This window comes from Arthrobacter sp. P4_F10 (assembly GCF_056401435.1).
The window spans coordinates 227,204-246,085 of record NZ_JBFUJJ010000001.1; the positions used below are offsets into that span (position 1 = coordinate 227,204).

Below are 18,882 nucleotides of genomic sequence, written 5' to 3' on the forward strand. Positions count from 1 at the left end.
TATCCCTAATTAATGGCGCCAAATCTGCAGAATAGCCGAACAATGTTCTATTTCGAGTCCGCAAATCCCGGCGCATCGTTCCGCTACGCCAGGGCGCCGTCCCGCATGGCGTAGCGGAGCCAGTTTCCGGCGCCGGCCCCGTGCCCGGTTTCGCTTCGCTTGGCGCACGTGTTGAACCACTCCCCCAGCGCGCGGTCGTGGCTGACCATGACCAATGTCCCGTCGAAGTCGGAAAGGGCCGCTTCAAGCTGTTCCACCAGCACGGGCGCCAGATGGTTGGTGGGCTCGTCCACCAGCATCGTTCCGAAGCCGCCCAGCAGGAGCCGGGCCAGCGCCAGCCTGCGTTGCTGCCCTGCGGACAGGCTGCCCACCGGTACGTGGAATTCGCTGGTCCGGAACAGTCCCAGGCGCAGCAGCGCCTCGGCGTGCTCATCGATGTTGCCGCCCAGGCCCGAGGCAAAAGCGGGCAAGAGACGCAACGCCGGGCGCTGCGGGAGTTCCAGCTCCTGCTGCAGGTAGCCGATCCGGCCGTGCCTCACCACGGTGCCCTTGGCCGGTTCCAGCGTGCCCGCGAGAACGGAGAGCAGCGTGGACTTGCCTGCGCCGTTGGGGCCTGTGATGAGGATTTTCTGGCCCGCTTCGACGCGGAAGTCCGTGGGTTCCAGGCGGCCGGGCACGGTCACCCCCTTCGCTTCGAGAGCGGGGCCCTCCGCAACGTCTGCCCGCAGATCCGTCGCCAGCTTCAGGGGCACCGGGGGACGGTCGACGGGGTTTGCCTCCAGCCGGCGCAGACGCTCCTGGGCATTGCGGACCTTGCTGGTGGCCGCCTTTTGCCACGTGCCGGCCTTGAAGTCGAATCCCATTTTGTCGCCGTCGCGTTGGCGGGCGTAGCCCATCTTCCCCGCGACCGTGTCCGCCTGGAGCTGCTCGGCAGCCATCGCGTCCAGCCACCCGCGGTACTGCTGGGCCCAGCGCTGGCGTTCGGCCGCCTTCTCCCGCAAGTAGCCTTCGTAGCCGTTGCCATACCGGTTGACCGTCCGGCGTTCGGCATCCACCTCAATCACGGTTGTGGCCACTTTTCGCAACAGCACGCGGTCGTGGGAGACCACCACCACGGTTCCGCGGTGCGCCGCCAGCCGCGCCTCCAGCCAGGCCGTGCCGCTGGCGTCAAGGTGGTTGGTGGGTTCGTCCAGGAGCAGGATGTCCGCGGGATCGGCGAGTACGCAGGCCAGTGCCACGCGTTCCTGTTCCCCGCCGGAGAGCGAGCCCAGTGTCCGCATCCGGTCCAGCCCGCCCAGGCCCAGCCGGTCCAGCGCCGCCTCCACCCGGGATTCCGCGGCGTAGCCTTCCCTGAGCTGGTACTGCGTCTGCAGGTTTCCGTAGCGCTCCAGTTCGCCGGTTTCCGCGTCGGCAAGCCCGCCCTCCAGGCGGTCCAGCTCGGCCTCCAGGGCGCGGAGGGATGCCAGTGCGGCGTCGATCGCGTTGCTGACGGTGAACTGATCCGGCAGGCCGTGGGTCTGGGCCAGATAGCCCACGCGGCCGTGGCTGACAGCGGTGCCCTCGTCCGGGGCCTCGAGCCCGGCCAAGATCCGGAGCAGCGTGGATTTGCCCGCGCCGTTCTCGCCGACGATCGCCACATGTTCACCGGCTGTGATGGCAATGTCGACGTCGGCAAAGAGCTGGCGGTCCCCATAGCCATGGGATACGCCCGAAAGGCGGAGATGTTCGCTCAAGGAGTCCTCGCAAGTAGTTGCCCAGCCTGCCGGCGGCGGCTTGCGTCCTCAGTATGGCACCGACGACTCCTCGTGAGGCACTGAGGCGCCTGCCGCCGTCGGCCGGGCTCAGGCCGCGAGCGCTACCGCGTTCTTGCGCCGGGCCTTCGCCAGCCGCGTCCCGATCAGGCCCTGTCGGGGGCTGAACAGGTAGACGGCGGCGAAGGCGGCCCCCTGCGTCAGGACCACCATGGCGCCGGAGGCGGTGTCGAGGTAATAGCTGAGGTAGATGCCGGCGATGGAGCACACCGCGGAAATGACCGGCGCGATCACGAGCATGCGGGAGAACCGGTCCGTCAGCAGGTAGGCCGTGGCGCCGGGGATGATCAGCATGGCCACTACCAGCACCACGCCCACGGTCTGCAGCGCCACGACGGAGGTCAGCGCCAGGAGGCCCAGCAAGAGGGCTCCGAGGCGTTTCGGGGACAGCCCGATCGCGTGGGCGTGCGTGGGGTCGAAGGCGTAGAGCGTCAGGTCGCGCCGCTTGAGGATCAGGATGGTGAAGGCGACCACGCCCAGCACAAGAACCTGGATGAGGTCCGGGATGCTGACGCCGAGCAGGTTGCCGAAGATGATGTGGTTCAGGTCCGTTTGGCTCGGTGTGACGGAGATGAGCACCAGGCCCAGGGCGAACAGTGAGGTGAAGACGATCCCGATCGCCGCGTCCTCCTTCACCCGGCTCGTGTTGCGGACCACCCCGATCAGGGTCACGGCAATGAGCGCGAATACCAGCGCTCCCAGGGCGAAGGGCGCCCCGACGATGTAGGCGAGCACCACGCCCGGCAGCACGGCGTGGGAGACGGCGTCGCCCATCAGTGACCAGCCGATCAGCACCAGCCAGCAGCTCAGCACGGCGCACACAATCGCAGCCAGCGCCGTGGTGATGATGGCACGGACCATGAAGTCATAGCTCAGCGGTTCCAGCAGGATGTCGAAGAGATCCATGGGTCAGCTCCTGCCTTGTGGTTTCGATGCGGCCCGGTAAGGGAGATCCGGGTCAGTGAGTTGCCGGTCAGCGGGATCCGGGGCGGTGAGACCGTCGTCGGGGTCGGCCGCGCCGGGGAGGTCGCGGTTGAGCACGTCGAGGCCGAATGCCATGGCCAGGTGCTCGGGTTGCAGGACGACCTCGGGCGGGCCGTGCATGAGGACTTTGCGCATCAGGAGCACGGCTTCGTCGCATAGTTGCGGCAGGGCATGAAGGTCATGGGTTGAGATCAGGATGGTGCAGCCGTCCGAGGCGAGCTCCTTGAGCAGGCGCGTGATGGTCGCCTCGGAGCGCTTGTCGACGCCGGCGAACGGCTCGTCCAGGAGCATCATGGTGGCTCCCTGGGCGATTCCCCGGGCCACGAAGGCACGCTTCTTCTGCCCGCCCGAAAGCTGGCCGATCTGCCGGCCGGCGAACTCGGAGAGTTCCACCCGGTCCAGGGCGAGGTCGACGGCGGCGCGGTCCGCCTTGGAAGCGCGGCGGGTGAACCCCTGGTGCCCGTAGCGGCCCATCATCACCACGTCGCGGACGGACAGCGGGAACTGCCAGTCCACGTCCTCGCTCTGCGGGACATAGCCGATCCCGCCGGCCTTGCGCGCCTTGGCGGGCGGTTCACCGTTGATGAGGACGCGGCCGGCGTCGGGCTTGATCATTCCCATGATCGCCTTGAACAGCGTGGATTTGCCGGAGCCGTTCATGCCCACCAGGCCGCAGATCCGGGCAGTGTCAAGGGACAGCGACGCGGCGTCGAGCGCCAGGACCTCGCCGTAGTGGACGGTGACGTTTTCCACCAGAATCGCCGGATTGCTCATGATGCCGCTCCTGTCAGGCCCTCGGTGATGATCTTGGAGTCGTGCCGGATGAGGTCCAGGTACGTGGGGACGGGCCCGTCCGATTCGGAGAGCGAATCCACGTACAGCACCCCGCCGAACGTCGAACCCGTGGCTCCCTCCACCTGGCGCATCGGTGCGTCCGACACCGTGGACTCGCAGAAGACTGCGGGGACCTTGTTGGCCTTCACGAATTCGATCGCCTTGGTGATCTGTTGCGGGGTGGCCTGCTGTTCGGCGTTGACGGCCCAGATGTAGACCTCCCGGAGGCCGGCGTCGCGCGCCAGGTAAGAGAACGCGCCCTCGCACGTCACGAGGGCCCGCTGCGCCTCGGGGACAGTCGCCAGCTTCTGGACCATTTCATCCTTCACCGACTGGAGCTTGGCCTTGTAGGCCGCGCCGTTCGCCTCAAAGACCGCAGCGTTGTCCGGGTCGAGCTTCGAGAACGCCTTCACCATGTTGTCCACATAGATCTGCACGTTGACCGGCGACATCCACGCGTGCGGGTTCGGTTTGCCCTGGTAGGAGTCTTCGCTGATGGACATCACCTCCACGCCTTCGCTCACCACGGCGTGCGGAACGTCCAGGCCTTCAACGAACTGGGCAAACCACGCTTCAAGGTTCAGGCCGTTGTCCAGGATCAGGTCCGCCTTGGCTGCCTTGCGGATATCGCCGGGGGTGGGCTCGTAGCCGTGGATCTCAGCGCCGGCCTTGGTGATGGATTCGACCTGCAGCTTGTCCCCCGCCACGTTCTGGGCCACGTCGGCAAGGACGGTGAAGGTGGTCAAGACTACGGGCTTCCCGTCCCCGGACCCCTGGCCCTGGCCGGCACTCCCGCACGCGGCCAGGGACAGGCAGAGAAGAACGGCAGCGACGGCGGCTCCGGCGGCGCGAACGGGACGGGATCGGCGGACAACTTTGGCGCACCGAAACGAAAATTTAGGCATGCCGAATATTGTACGTGACTGCGCAACCTTGCCGCGGCGCTAGGCTGGGGACATGGGCACAGCTCTCCGCACACCACCCGCGCCGCAGCCGGAACTTTACCGGTTCTCCCGGCTCGATTTCGTCACCGTTGGGCTCTATGTTGCTGTGGCCGGATTGTTCGCCGTGGCGGGCGGGCTGTTGGCGCCGCTGCTGCTGCAGATATCGCCCAATCCTGCGGTGGCGTCCTACGCGGTCAACCTGATCTTTTACGCCACTATCGGCATCCTTGCCCTGACCGCCGCGCGGCGCGTTGCCGTCCGGGACCTCCGCGTCCTGGCCACACGGCCCTGGTTCACGGCGCTCATGGTGCCGCTGGCCGTCGTGGTGATGCTTACCCTCACCGCGGTTCTCGTGGCGGTCAGCGGGCCGGTGCAGACCTCCGCCAATCAGGCCGGGCTCCAGGCGCTCATGCAGCAGGTCCCGGTCTGGCTCATGGTGCCCCTGCTGGTGATGGTGGGACCGTTCGTCGAGGAATACATTTTCCGCCATCTGCTGATCGGCAAACTGAGCCGCCGGGTCAACCTCTGGGTCTGCTGTGTCCTGTCCGTGGTCCTCTTCGGGGCCCTGCACATCGTGGGCCAGGAACAAATGACCCTGCAGGTGCTGATGCCCTACCTCGCCATGGGCGCCGTCCTGGTGTTCGTGTATGTCTGGACCGGGAAGAACGTGATGTTCTCCTACTTCGTCCACGCCTCCAAAAACCTCCTCGCGGTCATCTTCATTTACGCGATTCCGCCGGAAGTCCTCGAACAGCTGCAGCAGGTCCAGGGCTAGCCAAAGCAACGCGGGGTCACTTGCGGCCCATGCGGGGCACACTGGGTTCGTGCGTGACCCCGCGTTGTTTGGAAACAGCGGGAGATATGCCGGTCCGGACCCTTCCGGCGTGGGCGCCGACGTCGTAGGTTCTTTCCATGACACTGAACATCCAGATCGCTGTGGACTGCAAAAACCCGCACGAGCTCGCCGACTGGTGGGCTGAAACACTGGAATGGGCGGTGGAGCCACAGGATGAGGTTTTCATCCACTCCATGATCGATCAGGGCTTCGCTACCGAGGCGGACACCACGATGCACCATGGCAAGCTCGTGTGGCGCGAGGGCGCCGCCATCCGCCCGCCAGACGAACTCGACGCCAAATCGCCCGCCCGGCGCATTCTGTTCCAGATCGTCCCGGAAGAAAAAAGCGTCAAGAACCGGGTCCACTGGGACGTGAGGCTCGCGGGCGCAGACAAGGATGCCGTGCGGGCCGCCCTTGAAGCGCGCGGCGCCACATTCCTCTGGACCGCCAGCCAGGGACCGCATTCCTGGCACACCATGGCGGACCCGGAAGGCAACGAGTTCTGCATCAGCTGACGCGATTACTAGACTCGGACTGTGAGCAACGAAATCCCCGCCAAGGTATCCGACGTCTTTGACCCCACCCGGTGGCGCACCGTGTCCGGTTTCGACGACTTCCAGGACATGACCTATCACCGGCAGGTGGAGCGTGGGGCGGACGGCTCTGTGGTCCGGGACCTGCCCACCGTGCGCATCGCCTTCGACCGCCCCGAGGTCCGCAATGCCTTCAGGCCGGGCACGGTGGACGAGCTCTACCGCGCCATGGACCACGCCCGGATGACCCCGGACGTGGCCACCGTGCTGCTCACCGGAAACGGCCCCTCCCCCAAGGACGGCGGCCATTCGTTTTGCTCCGGCGGGGACCAGCGGATCCGCGGCCGTGACGGTTACCGGTACGCCAACGGGGAAACGACGGAGACCATCGACCCCGCCCGCGCCGGCCGGCTGCACATCCTGGAAGTCCAGCGGCTCATGCGCACCATGCCCAAGGTGGTCATCGCCGTCGTCAACGGCTGGGCGGCCGGCGGCGGGCACTCCCTGCACGTCGTCTCGGACCTCACCATCGCCTCCCGTGAGCACGGAAAGTTCAAGCAGACCGACGCCACCGTGGGCAGTTTCGACGCCGGCTACGGCTCGGCCCTCCTGGCCCGCCAGATCGGCCAGAAGGCCGCCCGGGAAATCTTCTTCCTGGCCCGCGAATATTCCGCCGAGGACATGGTCAGGATGGGCGCCGTGAACGAGGCCGTGGACCACGGACGCCTTGAGGAGGTCGCCCTGGAGTACGCCGCGGACATTGCCCGGCAGTCCCCGCAGGCCATCCGCATGCTCAAGTTCGCGTTCAACCTGGCGGACGACGGCCTGGCCGGCCAGCAGGTCTTCGCCGGCGAGGCGACGCGCCTGGCCTACATGACCGACGAGGCCGTGGAGGGCAAGGAGGCCTTCCTCGAGAAACGCGATCCCGACTGGTCCGCGTTCCCGTACTACTTCTAAGGCGCATTGTGACTTCCGGAGCCATGAACATCGAGCCCGCGCTCAAGGCGCTGGCTGCTGCCCTCCACGGCGAGGGTCCCGCCGTCGAACTCTCCGCCGGGCCGGACGGCTCACCGGTGCTGGGATTCCCTGACACGGCCGGCATCGAGGACGCGGCCGTCGTGGTGCGGACCTCCGGGTCCACCGGCGCGCCGAAGGCGACCGTCCTCACCGTCGAGGCCCTGGCGGCCTCGTCCGTGGCGACCGCCTTTGCGCTCAAGGGCGAAGGCCAGTGGCTGCTGGCCCTCCCCGTCCAGTACGTGGCCGGGGTACAGGTGCTGGTCCGCTCGCTCTTTGCCGGGACCCGCCCGTGGGTCATGGACCTGTCCGGCGGCTTTACGCCGGAGGCCTTCACCGCCGCGGCGCTGGAGCTCACGGACAAGATCCGTTTCACCTCGCTGGTGCCCACCCAGCTTCAGAGGCTGCTGGACGCGCCCTCAGCCGAGACGCTGGCGGTGCTGCGGCGCTTCAACGCCATCCTGCTCGGCGGCGGCCCCGCCCCTGCCGAGCTGCTCGCCGCGGCCCGGGACGCCGGAGCGCGCGTGGTGACCACCTACGGTTCGTCCGAGACCTGCGGCGGCTGCGTGTACGACGGTTTCCCGCTCGAAGACGTCCTGGTCCGCGTGGAGAACGACGGCCGCATCCTGCTGGGCGGGGCAACCGTCGCCGCCGGGTATCTTCAGGCCCCCGAGCTCTCGGCAGCGACGTTCATCGAAGAGGACGGCATCCGCTGGTACCGGACCAATGACCTCGGTGAACTGGACGCTGACGGCCGGCTCACCGTTCTCGGCCGGGCCGACGACGTCGTCATCACCGGCGGCGTCAAGGTTTCCGCCGCCTATGTCCAGGCTGAGCTGGAAAAGCTCGACGGCGTGCGGGCGGCTTTTGTCGCCGGGGTGCCCTCTGCCGAGTGGGGCCACGCCCTGGCTGCGTACGTCGCCATGGGCGACAGTTCCCCGGAAGGCATGGCGGCGTTCGCCGCCCGCCGGAACGAAACCTGGGGACCCGCGCTGGGCGCGCTGGCCCCGAAGACGGTCCTGCCCGCGGCGGAACTGCTCATGCTGCCCAACGGCAAACCGGACCGCCTGGGCATGACGGTCCTGCTGGATGCGCTCCATCAGGGAAAATAGACAAGCCGCTGGCTATTCAACCAACCAACGAGTATTCAACCAATCAACGAGGTACTGACCGTGGCCACAGCCGCACAATGGATCCAAGGCGCCCGACTGCGCACCCTGCCGGCTGCAATCGCACCGGTGCTGATCGGCAGCGCAGCCGCCTACGAGATGGATTCGTTCATCCTGCTGAACGCCGTGCTGGCGGCCCTGGTCGCCCTGCTCCTGCAGATCGGCGTCAACTACGCCAACGACTACTCGGACGGCATCCGCGGCACGGATGAGGACCGGGTGGGTCCCCTCCGGCTGGTGGGCTCGGGGACCGCGAGTCCGGAGCACGTCAAACGGGCCGCGTTCGCGGCGTTCGGGCTGGCGATGCTGTTCGGCCTGATCCTTGTGATCATCACGCAGGCCTGGTGGCTCATCCTGGTCGGCCTCGGCTGCGTGCTGGCCGCCTGGGGCTACACGGGGGGCAAGAACCCGTACGGATACCTCGGCCTGGGCGACGTCTTCGTGTTTGTGTTCTTCGGGCTCGTCGCAACGCTTGGCACCACGTACACGCAGGCGGGGCAGCTCAGCCTCGCCGCCATCATCGGGGCGATCGGCACCGGGCTGATCGCGTGTGCGCTGCTGATGGCCAACAACGTCCGCGACATCCCGACCGACAGAAAGGCGGGAAAGAAAACCCTGGCCGTCCGGCTCGGGGACAAGCACGCACGCGAAAGCTACGTGCTGATGCTCGCCGTCGCGATCCTGCTGGTCATCGTCCTGGCCCCCGCTCGGCCGTGGATGCTGATCGTGCTGCTGCTGATCCCCGCCAGCCTCATGCCGTCCTGGCTGATGATCGCCGGGCGGCGCCGAAAGAGCCTCATCCCCGTCCTGAAGCAGACCGGACTGATCAACCTCGGCTTCGCCGCGCTGTTTTCAATCGGACTCGTCCTCAGCCACGGGTTCTAAGCCGGGGGCTCTGAGCCGCGGCTTCGAGCCGCGACTTTTCAAGGACTGCTTGAAATGACGGCCGGGGCTCAGGACCCTGGCTGCTGGGAATCCTTGGGGCGGTTGTCCGTGCGGACTGCAATGTCGGGGTTCGCGTCCACGAGGCGGTCTTCGGCCTCGGCGTCAGCCACCTCGCCGGCGCTGCGCATCGGCTTGGCCTTACCCGAGAACCGGTGGTGGAGCGTCGCCGTGGCCGCGTCGCGCTGCCTCTGGAAGAACAGGAAGCTGATGGCGAAGGACATCATCCCGGCGCACAGGGCAGCCAGGAGCACCCCCAGCTGCAGGTAGAGGAAGAGCGCAAACAAGGGCGCAAACAGCGCCAGCCGAATCAGGGTGTATTTGAGGAATGCCACCCCTCAAGTTTAGCCGCCAGGACAGCGGGGCTGCTTCGGCCACCTTGCTCCCCGCCGCTGCGGCGCCGGCGGCCTGCACCGGGCCACAGTGACCTGCGCCGTCGAGGCGCCCGACGGCTAGACTGAAGGTATGCTCCGTGTAGTGGTTCCGATCGTCATATTGGCCGTATTTGTCTATGGACTGGTCGACCTCATCCGCACTGACGCGCGGCTGACCAGGGGCATCTCCAAGACCGCCTGGATCTTCGTGCAGATTCTCCTCCCCGTGGTCGGTGCCACCCTGTGGTTCCTCCTTGGGCGCCCCCGCGCCACGGACACCGCACCGGTCCCCTACAGCCACCCGGTAGCGCCCGACGACGACCCCGAATTCCTCCGCAACCTTGAAATCCGCCGCCGCCACCAGGCCGAGGCCGAGAGGCTCAAGAAGCTCAAGGAAGAACTCGACGCCAAGGATCGCAAGCCCGACGCCGGCAGCGCGGAGGCCGGCGGCCCGGAGGGCGCCGGCGATGCCCATGAACCCGGTGACGCCGGAACGCCAGGCACCGACGAAGTCAAATAGCACCTTTCCGGCTTTCCTAACTGCGGCCTTTCGCCCCAGATGGCCGGAATCCCCGCCTCAAAGCGGCCATCTCCGGCAAACGGCCGCCGCTCATCCGCCGCCCGCGCCTGCAGCTGGCCAAGTGTGTCCCCGCACCGGGCCCAGGCGTCCCGTACGTCTTCGGCCATCCCCACCACCACCGGGCATCCTAACTGCGGCCATTCGCCCCAGATGGCCGGAATCCCCGCCTCAAAGCGGCCATCTCCGGCAAACGGCCGCCGCTCATCCGCGCCCGCGCCTGCAGCTTCCACGGTCCACTCCTCCCCCACACCCTGCCCGCTCTGTGGATAACCTCCGAGCACTCTCGGCGTCGGCGCAGAATGCTCGTATGCGCCAGCCCAGTGAGCTTCCCCCACATCTTCGAAACCGGCCCTTCACCGTGGCCGAGGCCCGCAGTGCCGGGCTGGGCCGACGCCGGACCCGGGCCCGGGATCTCGTCAGCCCCTGTTACGGAGTGCGCGCCACCGCCGCCACCCCAGATAGTTTGCTGGAACGCGTGCATGCCCTGACGGCCGTGACGGGCGCAATCGTGAGTCATCTGTCTGCGGCAGTGCTGTGGGGTTTTCCTCTGCCGCAGGCCTTGGAGAATCTGGCTGTCGTCCATCTGACGAGTCGGCCGGGCCATCGGGCTGTGCGGCATAAGAATGTGGTGGGCCATCAGCAGTCACTTGAACCGGGGGAGATCGTGCCCGGGGCCAGGGTGAGCTGCACCTCCCCGCTGCGGACGTGGTTCGATCTCGCCGGCATCCTGAGCCTCGATGAATTGGTGATTGCCGGGGACTTCCTGTTGCGGCGGAGAAATCCACTGACCACCATCGATGAGCTGGACGCATTCCTCGCCGGGAAGCAAGGCAGGGCGGGCTACCGGAGCGCTATGCGTGCCCGCTCCCTGATACGCGCCGACACGGACTCCCCCAAAGAGACCGAACTCCGGCTACTTCTGATTCGACATGGCCTGCCCGAACCGGGGATCAACGTCCCCATGTTCAACGAGACCGGCGGTTGGATCCAAGACCCGGACCTCTCCTACGAGCAAGAAAAGATCGCGATTCAGTACGACGGCGGGCATCACGCCAGTCCGGCCCAGCGTCGCAGCGACATCTCTCGGGATGAGAACGCCAGGGATGCCGGGTGGCGCGTCGTCGTATTGACCCAATGGGACTTGACCCCGTTCGCCCCTGGGATGGAGCCGGCCGCGGTTACCCGCGTGCGCGCGGCGCTGACGGAGCGCGGCTGGACGCCCGGCCCGGGGCCGAAGCCGGGGCAACGTCAACGTGCCCGCCCCACGGAGCACTCACTTGACACGAATGACCGCTAAGCACGGTGGCATAGCGGCCATCCGCGGCGAATCGATGGAGAGAGTGCTGGCGGAGCCCCTGGAAGCACCGGGACGAAGTTCAAGCGCACTCGGGCAAACCACACGCCCCGGTTCCGAAGGCCCGTGCCCGGGGCCGAAGCCGGGGCAACGTCAACGTGCCCGCCCCACGGAGCACTCACTTGGCACGAATGACCGCTAAGCACGGTGGCATAGCGGCCATCTGCGACGAATCGATGGAGAGAGTGCTGGCGGAGCCCCGGAAAGAACCCGCCCCCCGGGTCCAAAGGTCCGCGGCCGAAGCCGGGGCGACGCCAACGTGCCCGCCCCACAGAGCACTCACTTGACACGAATGGCCGCTAAGCACGGTTGCATAGCGGCCATCTGCGGCAAATAGATGGAGTTCGGGCCAGCCGCAGCCCGGAAGAACCCGCCCCCGGCTCCAAAGGCCCGGGGCCGAAGCCGGGGCAACGTCAACGTGCCCGCCCCACAGCGCACTCACTTGGCACGAATGGCCGCTAAGCACGGTTGCATAGCGCCCATCTGCGGCAAATCGATGGAGTTCGAGCCAGCCCCGGAAAGAACCCGCCCCGGGGTCCAAAGGCCCGGGGCCGAAGCCCACGCAACGCAGTGCCCGCCGCGCCACCCCAACGCAGTGCCCGCCACGCCGCGCCACCCCAACGCAGTGCCCGCCACGCCGCGCCACCCCAACGCAGTGCCCGCCACGCCACGCCACCCCAACCGCACTCATCTGACACGAATGGCCGCCAAGCGCATCGGCTTAGCGGCCATCTGTGGCGAATCGTGGGCTGGGGTGCGGCTTACAGTCCCGAGTAGGAGTGCAGGCCGTTGAAGAACTGGTTCACGATCGTGAAGTTGAAGACCACGCACAGGTAGCCGACGATCGACAGCCAGGCGGCACGGGTTCCGGTCCAGCCGCGGGTGGCGCGGGCGTGCAGGTATCCGGCGTAGACCACCCAGATCACGAAGGTCCAGACTTCCTTGGTGTCCCAGCCCCAGAAGCGGCCCCAGGCCTTCTCGGCCCAGATGGCGCCGAACATGAGCGTGAACGTCCAGCCGACGAACGCGATGGCGTTGATGCGGTACGACAGGTTCTCCAGGCTCAGGGCGTTCGGGACCAGGCGCATGAACCCGAGCTTGTCGGCACCGCCGGCCGCGATGGTCTTCTGCCGGTGCGACTGCACGAGCTGCAGCGCGGACATCGCGAAAGTCAGGGTGAACAGGGCCGAGGACATCACCGCGATGGAAACGTGGATGATCAGCCAGTAGCTCTGCAGCGCCGGTACGAGGTGGCCCACGGGCGTCCAGAAGGCGATGGAAGCCGCAACCAGCATGATGATGGCCAGGCCGATCACGAACGTGCCCAGGAAGCGCAGGTCGCGGCGGATCAGCACGAGGAGGAAGACTGCCACGGCCACGAACGCGCCGGTGGTGAGGAATTCGTACATGTTGCCCCACGGCACCCGGCCTGCACCGAGGGCGCGGGTGATCACACCGGCCGCATGGATCGCAGCGCCGAGGACGGTCAGCGCGACGGCCACCCGCGCGGGGGCACGCCGCTCGCCGCCGTAGCGCATGCTGCCGTCGGCGGTCTGGCCTGCACCTGCCGCGGTGCCGCGCCCGGAGACGGCCGACGTCGGACGCTCGGCACGGCCTGCCGGGCCGCTGACGTCCGCATCGGAGCGGTCAACGTCGCCTCCGGCGGTCCCCGCACCGACGCCGACGGGCATGCGCGCTGCCTCGGTTGTCGTCGCCTGCGCGGCGAGTTCCGCGGCCTTCAGGTCCACCGCGCGCAGCATCTTGCTGCTCTTGGCCAGGTCCCAAGCGAAGGCGATGAACGCCACCGTGTACGTGCCTGCGGCCAGCAGCATGAAGAGCTCGCTGTACTGGCCCATGGTTTCGTTGATCGAGAACAACATTACTGATCCTTCTTCGACTCGGAAGAGCCGGCTGTTGACTGGATGAAGTCTTCTGCGGGTTGTTCTTCGGTGGCGTGTGTGCTGCCGGCGCCGTTCGCGGCGGAATCCGCCCGGTCATTATCCGCCGTTGTGCTGGGAGCGGGCTGGGAACCGGTCGTGGGGTCCTCGCCCAATAGCCATTCGTCGGAAAGGAGTTTGCGGATGGCTGCGGCCTCCCCGGCCAGGCGGTGGTCTTCACCGCGTGCCAGGAGACCGTACTCCACCATGGTGCGGCCGTCCTCGTGGGTGCCGGTGCGGACCCAGACGCGGCGGCGGTTGACGTAGAGCGAGGTCACCAGCCCGGCCACGGCCAGGAGCGCGAAGATCAGGGCGTAAAGCTGGCCGGGGTTGTGGTGGATGTCCACTCCGATGTAGCGCTTGACGCCGTCGAAGCTGATGGAACCCTTGCCGTTCGGCAGCGTGTAGCTGCCCCCGGGCGCCAGGACGATGCCCTTGGTGTCCAGGTTGCGGGCATTGAGCGGCGTCAGTTTCTTTACGTCGAGCTCGAAGACGTTCTGCGGGGAGCCGGCGTCCAGGCCGAGGTCGCCGAAGTAGGAGTTCAGGGTCAGCTGCGGGTTGATGAGCTCCGGATCACCGCTGAAGGACACCCCCTGGTCGGTGACAAACGCCGTCGGCAGGAAGAACCCGGCGAAGGCGAGCTGTTCCGGCTTGGCGTCCGGGACCTTGATGACCACGGAGGAGTAGTAGTTCTCGCCCTGGAGCTTGGCGACCACTGGCCCCTGCATGGCAATATTTCCGGCGCCGTCGCGGATGGTGACCACGGGAGCGTAGCCGTTACCCGTGAGGTACACGCTGGTGCCGCCGAGGCTGAGCGGGTCGTTGACCTTGAGCACTTCCTGCTTGGCGGGTGCGTCCGGGTTTTCCTTCGTGGTCACGGCGGCCGTGAAGTCGATGGGCTGACCGAACTTGCCCTGCGATTCGCGGTCGAAGGTGATGTCGAACTTGTCCAGCTGGACCGAATACGGCTGGAGCTGGCTGCTCTGGAAGTTGGTGCCGGGCGTGAACTGGTCGTAGCCGACGAGGGTGTTGACGAACGTGTCGCCCTCCACCAGGATCCGCTGCCCGCTGTAGCCGAAGAGGCCGCCGGCCGCCACGGAGACCAGCACTCCGATCAGCGAGGTGTGGAAGACGAGGTTGCCGACCTCCTTCAGGAAGCCACGCTCGGCCCCCAAAGAGGGGCGGGCGCCGTCGCGGTCCCGGACGTCGACCCGGTATCCGCGCTTCTTCAGCAGTTCTCCGGCATCGGAGATGGCCGCCGACGCCGGGATCCCGGCGTCGGCCGGAATGACCAGGGTGCCGTATTCAGGGAGCCTGGACAGGCGTGCGGGGGTGCGCGGGGGCTGGGAGCGCATCGCTTTGTAGTGCGCGATAGCGCGTGGGATCACGCAGCCGATCAGCGAGACGAACAGCAGGATGTAGATCGCGGAAAACCATGCCGAGGAGTAAACGTCGTAGAGCTGCAGCGAGTCCAGGATCGCGCCGTAGTCGGGGTGGTCCTTGATGTACTGCGTGACAATCGCCGGGTTGGCCGGGCGCTGCGGGAACAGCGAGCCGGGCACGGCGGCGACGGCAAGCAGCAGGAGCAGGAACAGGGCCGTGCGCATGCTGGTCAGCTGCGTCCACGCCCACCGGAGCATGCCCAACGCGCCCAGCGAGGGCAGGACCGCCTCGGGCTTCGAGGACTTCTTCTTCTTTTCGTTCACGCGCTCGCTCATCAGATTGGCAATTTCACATCGGTTTGGAACCAGTACTGCAACCCGGAGACCCAGGTGCCCCACACACCGCTGGCCATCAGGAGGCCGAGCAGGATCAGGATCCCGCCGCCGGTGCGCTGGATGGCGAGCCGGTGCGTGCGGAAGAAGGACATCACCCCGATGCCGCGGCGCACGGCCAGGGCGATCAGCAGGAAGGGGATTCCCAGCCCAAGGCTGTACACGAAGGCCAGAAATGCCCCCTTGGCCGCCGACGAGCCGCCGGAGAGGCTGAGCAACTGGACGGCGGAATAGGTGGGGCCGATGCACGGTGCCCAGCCCAGCCCGAAGGTGATGCCCAGCAGGGGCGCGCCCCACAGCCCGGCCGGTGGCTTGGCGTGGATCTTGGCATCGCGCTGGAGCCAGCCGAAGCCGCCCATGAACACGACGCCCATGACGATCACCATGACGCCCAGCAGCTGGGTGATCCACCTGTTCTGCGAGCCGGTGATGAGGCTGCCCAGCTGCCCGAAGGCCCCGCCGAGGAGCACGAAGATCACGGAGAAGCCCAGGACGAACAGCCCGATGCCGGCCAGCATGCGCCCGCGCCGTTGTTTTTGCAGGTCGACGCCGGTCAGTCCCGTGACGTAGCCCAGGTAGCCGGGCACCAGCGGAAGGACGCAGGGCGAGAGGAACGAGACGAGGCCGGCCAGCAGCGCGACGGGAATGGCAAGCAGGAGCGATCCGTTCAGGATGGCTTCGGCGAAGGGGCTGTTCACGGCGGGGACCGGACTACTCGGCCACGGCGGCGGCGATGAGGGACTTCAGGGTGCCCTGCTGGATTTCGCCCAGGACCCGGGAGGCGACCCGGCCCTGCTTGTCCAGCACGAGGGTGGTGGGCACAGCTCCGGGCGGCACGAGTCCGGAGACGGCCAGCAGCACGGCGCCGTCCTTGTCATTGAAGCTCGGGTACGTCAGGTTGAACGTCTTGTCGAACGCGTCGGCCGTGGCTTTCTCGTCGCGCAAATTGACCCCGAAGAACTGCACGCCCTTGGTCTTGAATTCCTGGTGCAGCGCCTCGAGGGAGGGCGCCTCGACCCGGCAGGGGGCGCAGGCGGCGAACCAGAAGTTCAGCACCGTGACTTTGCCGGGGAAGTCCGCCGACGTGACGGCTGTGCCGTCGAACAGCGTCCCCTTCAGCGCCACGGGACTCTTGCGGTCCGCTACGGCGAACTCGGTCACGGACCCGTCGCCGGCCACGTAGTTCTTGTTATCCCCGGCCTTGGCCTGCTTGGCGAGGGCATCGTCCTGGGCGCAGCCGGACAGCCCGAGCACTGCGGCCAGCGCGGCGCCGCCGACGGTCAGGACGCGGCGCCGGGACAGCGGAGTCCCTTCGGGGCGGTTCGTCGGCATCGTCAGGCTCCCGGGGTGCTGGCGGCACCAGGCAGGAGGGCGGCAGCGGGCTCGCTGTAGTCGACGCGCACCAGCTCGCCGGCGTCGTCGAACACCAGGGAGGTGAGGGACGTCAGCGTGCATTCGCGCTTGCGTGGGTCATGCCACAGCGGCCGGCCTTCGGCGCTGAGCCGCGTGGCCCAAATGGGCAGCTGGTGGCTGACCAGGATGGCTTCGGCCCCGTTGCCGCCCAGTTCGAGGGCACGGACGCGCGCGTCCTGGACGGCCGCGATGACCCGCGCGGCCTGCTCCTTGTACGACTCACCCCAGGATGGCCGGAACGGGTTGTACAGACGGGCCCAGTGCTTGGGCCGGAGCAGCTCCGCCTTGGAGACGTGGAGGCCCTCAAAGTAATTGGCGGCTTCGATGATGCGGGCTTCGGTGGCAATCTCGAGGCCCAGGGCATCGGCAATCGGCAGAGCCGTCTCCTGCGCGCGGGTCAGCGGGGACGCGGCGAGGTGGACGATCCGGGCCCCTTGTTCGGAACGCTCCCTGAAGTGTTCGGCCAGCGTGCGGGCCATCTCCCGGCCGAGTTCGGAGAGGTGGAATTCCGGCAGCCTGCCGTACAGGACACCATCGGGATTGTGGACCTCGCCGTGGCGGAGCAAATGAACAGTGGCTTGGGGCATGTCTACCAGTTTCTCAAAGATGCCGGTCGATCTGAAATCTTCTACAGGAAGTAGAACTGAAGAGTTTGGAAAAATGTTCCCCGGAGTTGGAATAAAAGATGCAAATGCATGTTTATACTGGGTGAAGCAGTTAGTTGAGAGTTCAACCAATGAGGCTTCAACTAACGATCAGACGAACCACCGCAGTACCAACCCGACTCAAGGAGCATCACCATGACACTTCCCGCAAACGTCACCACCGGCATCTGGACCCTCGACCCGTCGCACAGCGAGATCGGCTTCACCGTCCGCCACGCCGGCATCAGCAAGGTCCGCGGTCAGTTCACCGACGCCGCAGCCACCCTGGACCTGACCGAGAACGTCACCGGCTCCAAGGTCAACGCCTCGATCAAGACCGCAAGCTTCGACTCCGGCGACGCCAACCGCGACGGCCACGTCCGCGGCGGAGACTTCTTCGACGTCGAGACGTTCCCGGAGATCTCCTTTGTCTCCAGCACCATCGTCCCCAAGGGCGACGCCTACGAGCTCCAGGGCGATCTCACCATCAAGGGCATCACCCGCCCCGTGGCCCTTGAGACCGAGTTCAACGGCGTGGCCGTCGATCCCTTCGGCAACACCCGCGCCGGCCTCAGCGCCGAAACCACCATCAGCCGCAAGGACTTCGGCCTGACCTGGAACGCGGTCCTCGACGCCGGCGGCGTGCTGGTCAGCGACAAGGTTGCCATCAACCTGGAACTGGCCTTCATCGCCCCCGCAGCGTAGCCAGTACCGCCGCGGGCCGGTCCCTCCGTCCGGTCCCGGGCGGACGACGCCGGCCCGCCGGTTCCAGCGCCCTGCTTCATCTTCGCGATGAAGCAGGGCGTTGTTGTTTGTGCCGCTGCCGGGCGCCGCGACGGGCTTCGCGACGGGCCTGGGGATTCCCTAGATAACAGGGAAACGCCGGTCTACAGTGAGAGCCATGAGCAACCCGAGTGATGTACCGCCACAGCAGCCGGGCGCCCAGCCGCCGGCGTCGGGCAACGTCCCGCCAGCCGGCCCACAGCAGCCCCCAGTCAACCCGTCGCCCACTCCCGGATACCAGTCACCGCCGCCGGGGTATCAGGGTGAGCCCGGCTATCAGGCTCCCCCGCCGGGTTATCAGGCACCGCCGCCCGGGTACCAGGGTGAGCCCGGCTATCAGGCTCCCCCTCCCGGGTACCAGGGCCAGCCGGCGCCGGCGGGCGGATTCCGCTTCGAGATGCCCACCGACCGTCCCAGGAACTTCAGCGATGCACTGCCTGTAGGCGGCCTATCCGGCATGTTCAAGGTCGCTCCGATGCCCACCGAGCTGAAGGTCTCGTACTGGATCTGGCTTATCGGCGGACTGCTGGGACTCCTCGGTGGAATCATCGGGTTGTTCGGGTCCTTCGTCCTGATCGCCTTCGCGCCGCCGATCGGACTCGTGGTGCTGCTGCTCGTCATCGTGGCTCTTGCATTGGCAACCGCTCAAATCATCCTGGCCATGAAGATGAAGGAAGGCCGGGAGTGGGCCCGTTTCGCCCTCACCATTCTTGTCGGCATCTCCTTGGTGCTGACAGTCATCGGTGCCGGCGTCGCCGACGGCCGGGCGGGCGGAAACCTGCCGGGCTTCATCATCAGCCTGGTGGCTACCGTGCTTATGTGGCTGCCGAACGCCCAGGCCTGGTTTGTCGCCAACCGGGGCCGAATCTAGGCCATCCGCCCGACGGGGAACCCACCGGATCGTGGGGGCGGCGGTGCATTCCCGCCGCGGCTGCGCCGGCCTTCGAATAAGG

20 protein-coding genes are annotated in these 18,882 nt (G+C 67.0%); 10 read left to right on the forward strand and 10 right to left on the reverse strand.

Annotated features, from left to right (window positions below):
• Positions 1-83: 83 nt before the first annotated feature.
• The 4 genes from AC1DR1_RS01055 to AC1DR1_RS01070 all read right to left on the reverse strand — a co-directional run bounded on the left by AC1DR1_RS01055 (position 84) and on the right by AC1DR1_RS01070 (position 4,534).
• The gene (locus AC1DR1_RS01055) at positions 84-1,733 is read right to left on the reverse strand and encodes an ABC-F family ATP-binding cassette domain-containing protein (RefSeq protein ID WP_229994770.1); all 1,650 of its coding nucleotides are present in this window, start codon (positions 1,731-1,733) and stop codon (positions 84-86) included.
• A 108-nt stretch (positions 1,734-1,841) separates the two neighbouring features.
• A complete protein-coding gene (locus AC1DR1_RS01060; protein WP_364745042.1) occupies positions 1,842-2,717 on the reverse strand; it encodes a metal ABC transporter permease in 876 nt (291 codons plus the stop codon).
• A gap of 3 nt (positions 2,718-2,720) precedes the next feature.
• Positions 2,721-3,569: a metal ABC transporter ATP-binding protein gene (locus tag AC1DR1_RS01065; protein WP_476967492.1), complete on the reverse strand. Its 849-nt coding sequence runs from the start codon at positions 3,567-3,569 to the stop codon at positions 2,721-2,723.
• The gene (locus AC1DR1_RS01070; protein ID WP_229994767.1) at positions 3,566-4,534 is read right to left on the reverse strand and encodes a metal ABC transporter substrate-binding protein; all 969 of its coding nucleotides are present in this window, start codon (positions 4,532-4,534) and stop codon (positions 3,566-3,568) included. The genes AC1DR1_RS01065 and AC1DR1_RS01070 overlap by 4 nt, the downstream gene beginning before the upstream one ends.
• A gap of 52 nt (positions 4,535-4,586) precedes the next feature.
• On the opposite strand from AC1DR1_RS01070, the gene AC1DR1_RS01075 reads away from it, so the two are divergent.
• The 5 genes from AC1DR1_RS01075 to AC1DR1_RS01095 all read left to right on the forward strand — a co-directional run bounded on the left by AC1DR1_RS01075 (position 4,587) and on the right by AC1DR1_RS01095 (position 9,012).
• Positions 4,587-5,348 carry a CPBP family intramembrane glutamic endopeptidase gene (locus AC1DR1_RS01075; RefSeq protein ID WP_364745034.1) on the forward strand — a complete coding sequence of 254 codons (762 nt, stop codon included), beginning with the start codon at positions 4,587-4,589 and terminating at the stop codon, positions 5,346-5,348.
• A gap of 137 nt (positions 5,349-5,485) precedes the next feature.
• The gene (locus AC1DR1_RS01080; protein ID WP_229994765.1) at positions 5,486-5,926 is read left to right on the forward strand and encodes a VOC family protein; all 441 of its coding nucleotides are present in this window, start codon (positions 5,486-5,488) and stop codon (positions 5,924-5,926) included.
• Between the two features lie 21 nt (positions 5,927-5,947).
• Entirely contained in the window at positions 5,948-6,901 is a 954-nt protein-coding gene (locus AC1DR1_RS01085) for a 1,4-dihydroxy-2-naphthoyl-CoA synthase (RefSeq protein WP_229994764.1), read from the forward strand.
• A 23-nt stretch (positions 6,902-6,924) separates the two neighbouring features.
• Positions 6,925-8,070, forward strand: a complete 1,146-nt coding sequence (locus AC1DR1_RS01090) for an AMP-binding protein (protein WP_476992163.1) — start codon at positions 6,925-6,927, stop codon at positions 8,068-8,070.
• Between the two features lie 60 nt (positions 8,071-8,130).
• Complete coding sequence (locus tag AC1DR1_RS01095) at positions 8,131-9,012, forward strand: 1,4-dihydroxy-2-naphthoate polyprenyltransferase (RefSeq protein ID WP_364745026.1); 882 nt, start codon at positions 8,131-8,133, stop codon at positions 9,010-9,012.
• A 68-nt stretch (positions 9,013-9,080) separates the two neighbouring features.
• Here the strand turns inward: AC1DR1_RS01095 and AC1DR1_RS01100 are convergent, their stop codons facing one another.
• Positions 9,081-9,404 (reverse strand): DUF4229 domain-containing protein, encoded by a 324-nt coding sequence (locus AC1DR1_RS01100; RefSeq protein ID WP_364745025.1) that lies wholly within the window; start codon positions 9,402-9,404, stop codon positions 9,081-9,083.
• 130 nt (positions 9,405-9,534) lie between these two features.
• Between AC1DR1_RS01100 and AC1DR1_RS01105 the strand changes: the two genes are divergently transcribed.
• Positions 9,535-9,963, forward strand: a complete 429-nt coding sequence (locus AC1DR1_RS01105; protein ID WP_364745022.1) for a PLD nuclease N-terminal domain-containing protein — start codon at positions 9,535-9,537, stop codon at positions 9,961-9,963.
• A 367-nt stretch (positions 9,964-10,330) separates the two neighbouring features.
• Entirely contained in the window at positions 10,331-11,320 is a 990-nt protein-coding gene (locus AC1DR1_RS01110) for a hypothetical protein (protein WP_476992070.1), read from the forward strand.
• Positions 11,321-12,138: 818 nt separating this feature from the next.
• Here the strand turns inward: AC1DR1_RS01110 and ccsB are convergent.
• From ccsB to AC1DR1_RS01135, 5 genes are read right to left on the reverse strand one after another with little or no spacing between them, the layout of a single operon-like run.
• The gene (gene ccsB / locus AC1DR1_RS01115; RefSeq protein ID WP_364745017.1) at positions 12,139-13,257 is read right to left on the reverse strand and encodes a c-type cytochrome biogenesis protein CcsB; all 1,119 of its coding nucleotides are present in this window, start codon (positions 13,255-13,257) and stop codon (positions 12,139-12,141) included.
• Positions 13,257-15,032 (reverse strand): cytochrome c biogenesis protein ResB, encoded by a 1,776-nt coding sequence (gene resB, locus AC1DR1_RS01120; RefSeq protein WP_476992071.1) that lies wholly within the window; start codon positions 15,030-15,032, stop codon positions 13,257-13,259. The genes ccsB and resB overlap by 1 nt, the downstream gene beginning before the upstream one ends.
• The gene (locus AC1DR1_RS01125) at positions 15,032-15,787 is read right to left on the reverse strand and encodes a cytochrome c biogenesis CcdA family protein (RefSeq protein ID WP_229993737.1); all 756 of its coding nucleotides are present in this window, start codon (positions 15,785-15,787) and stop codon (positions 15,032-15,034) included. Before AC1DR1_RS01125 ends, resB begins: the two co-directional genes overlap by 1 nt.
• A 13-nt stretch (positions 15,788-15,800) precedes the next feature.
• Positions 15,801-16,421, reverse strand: coding sequence for a TlpA family protein disulfide reductase (locus tag AC1DR1_RS01130; protein WP_229993736.1), 621 nt, complete (start codon positions 16,419-16,421; stop codon positions 15,801-15,803).
• 2 nt (positions 16,422-16,423) lie between these two features.
• Positions 16,424-17,089 (reverse strand): histidine phosphatase family protein, encoded by a 666-nt coding sequence (locus AC1DR1_RS01135; protein WP_229993735.1) that lies wholly within the window; start codon positions 17,087-17,089, stop codon positions 16,424-16,426.
• Here AC1DR1_RS01135 and AC1DR1_RS01140 point away from each other — a divergent pair.
• The 3 genes from AC1DR1_RS01140 (at position 17,088) to AC1DR1_RS01150 (ending at position 18,800) form a co-directional block, all read left to right on the forward strand.
• On the forward strand, positions 17,088-17,306 hold the full coding sequence (locus tag AC1DR1_RS01140) for a hypothetical protein (protein ID WP_229993734.1): 219 nt from the start codon (positions 17,088-17,090) through the stop codon (positions 17,304-17,306). The genes AC1DR1_RS01135 and AC1DR1_RS01140 overlap by 2 nt on opposite strands.
• The gene (locus AC1DR1_RS01145) at positions 17,303-17,851 is read left to right on the forward strand and encodes a YceI family protein (RefSeq protein WP_476992072.1); all 549 of its coding nucleotides are present in this window, start codon (positions 17,303-17,305) and stop codon (positions 17,849-17,851) included. The genes AC1DR1_RS01140 and AC1DR1_RS01145 overlap by 4 nt, the downstream gene beginning before the upstream one ends.
• A 196-nt stretch (positions 17,852-18,047) precedes the next feature.
• Positions 18,048-18,800, forward strand: a complete 753-nt coding sequence (locus AC1DR1_RS01150; RefSeq protein ID WP_476992073.1) for a hypothetical protein — start codon at positions 18,048-18,050, stop codon at positions 18,798-18,800.
• Positions 18,801-18,882: the final 82 nt, after the last annotated feature.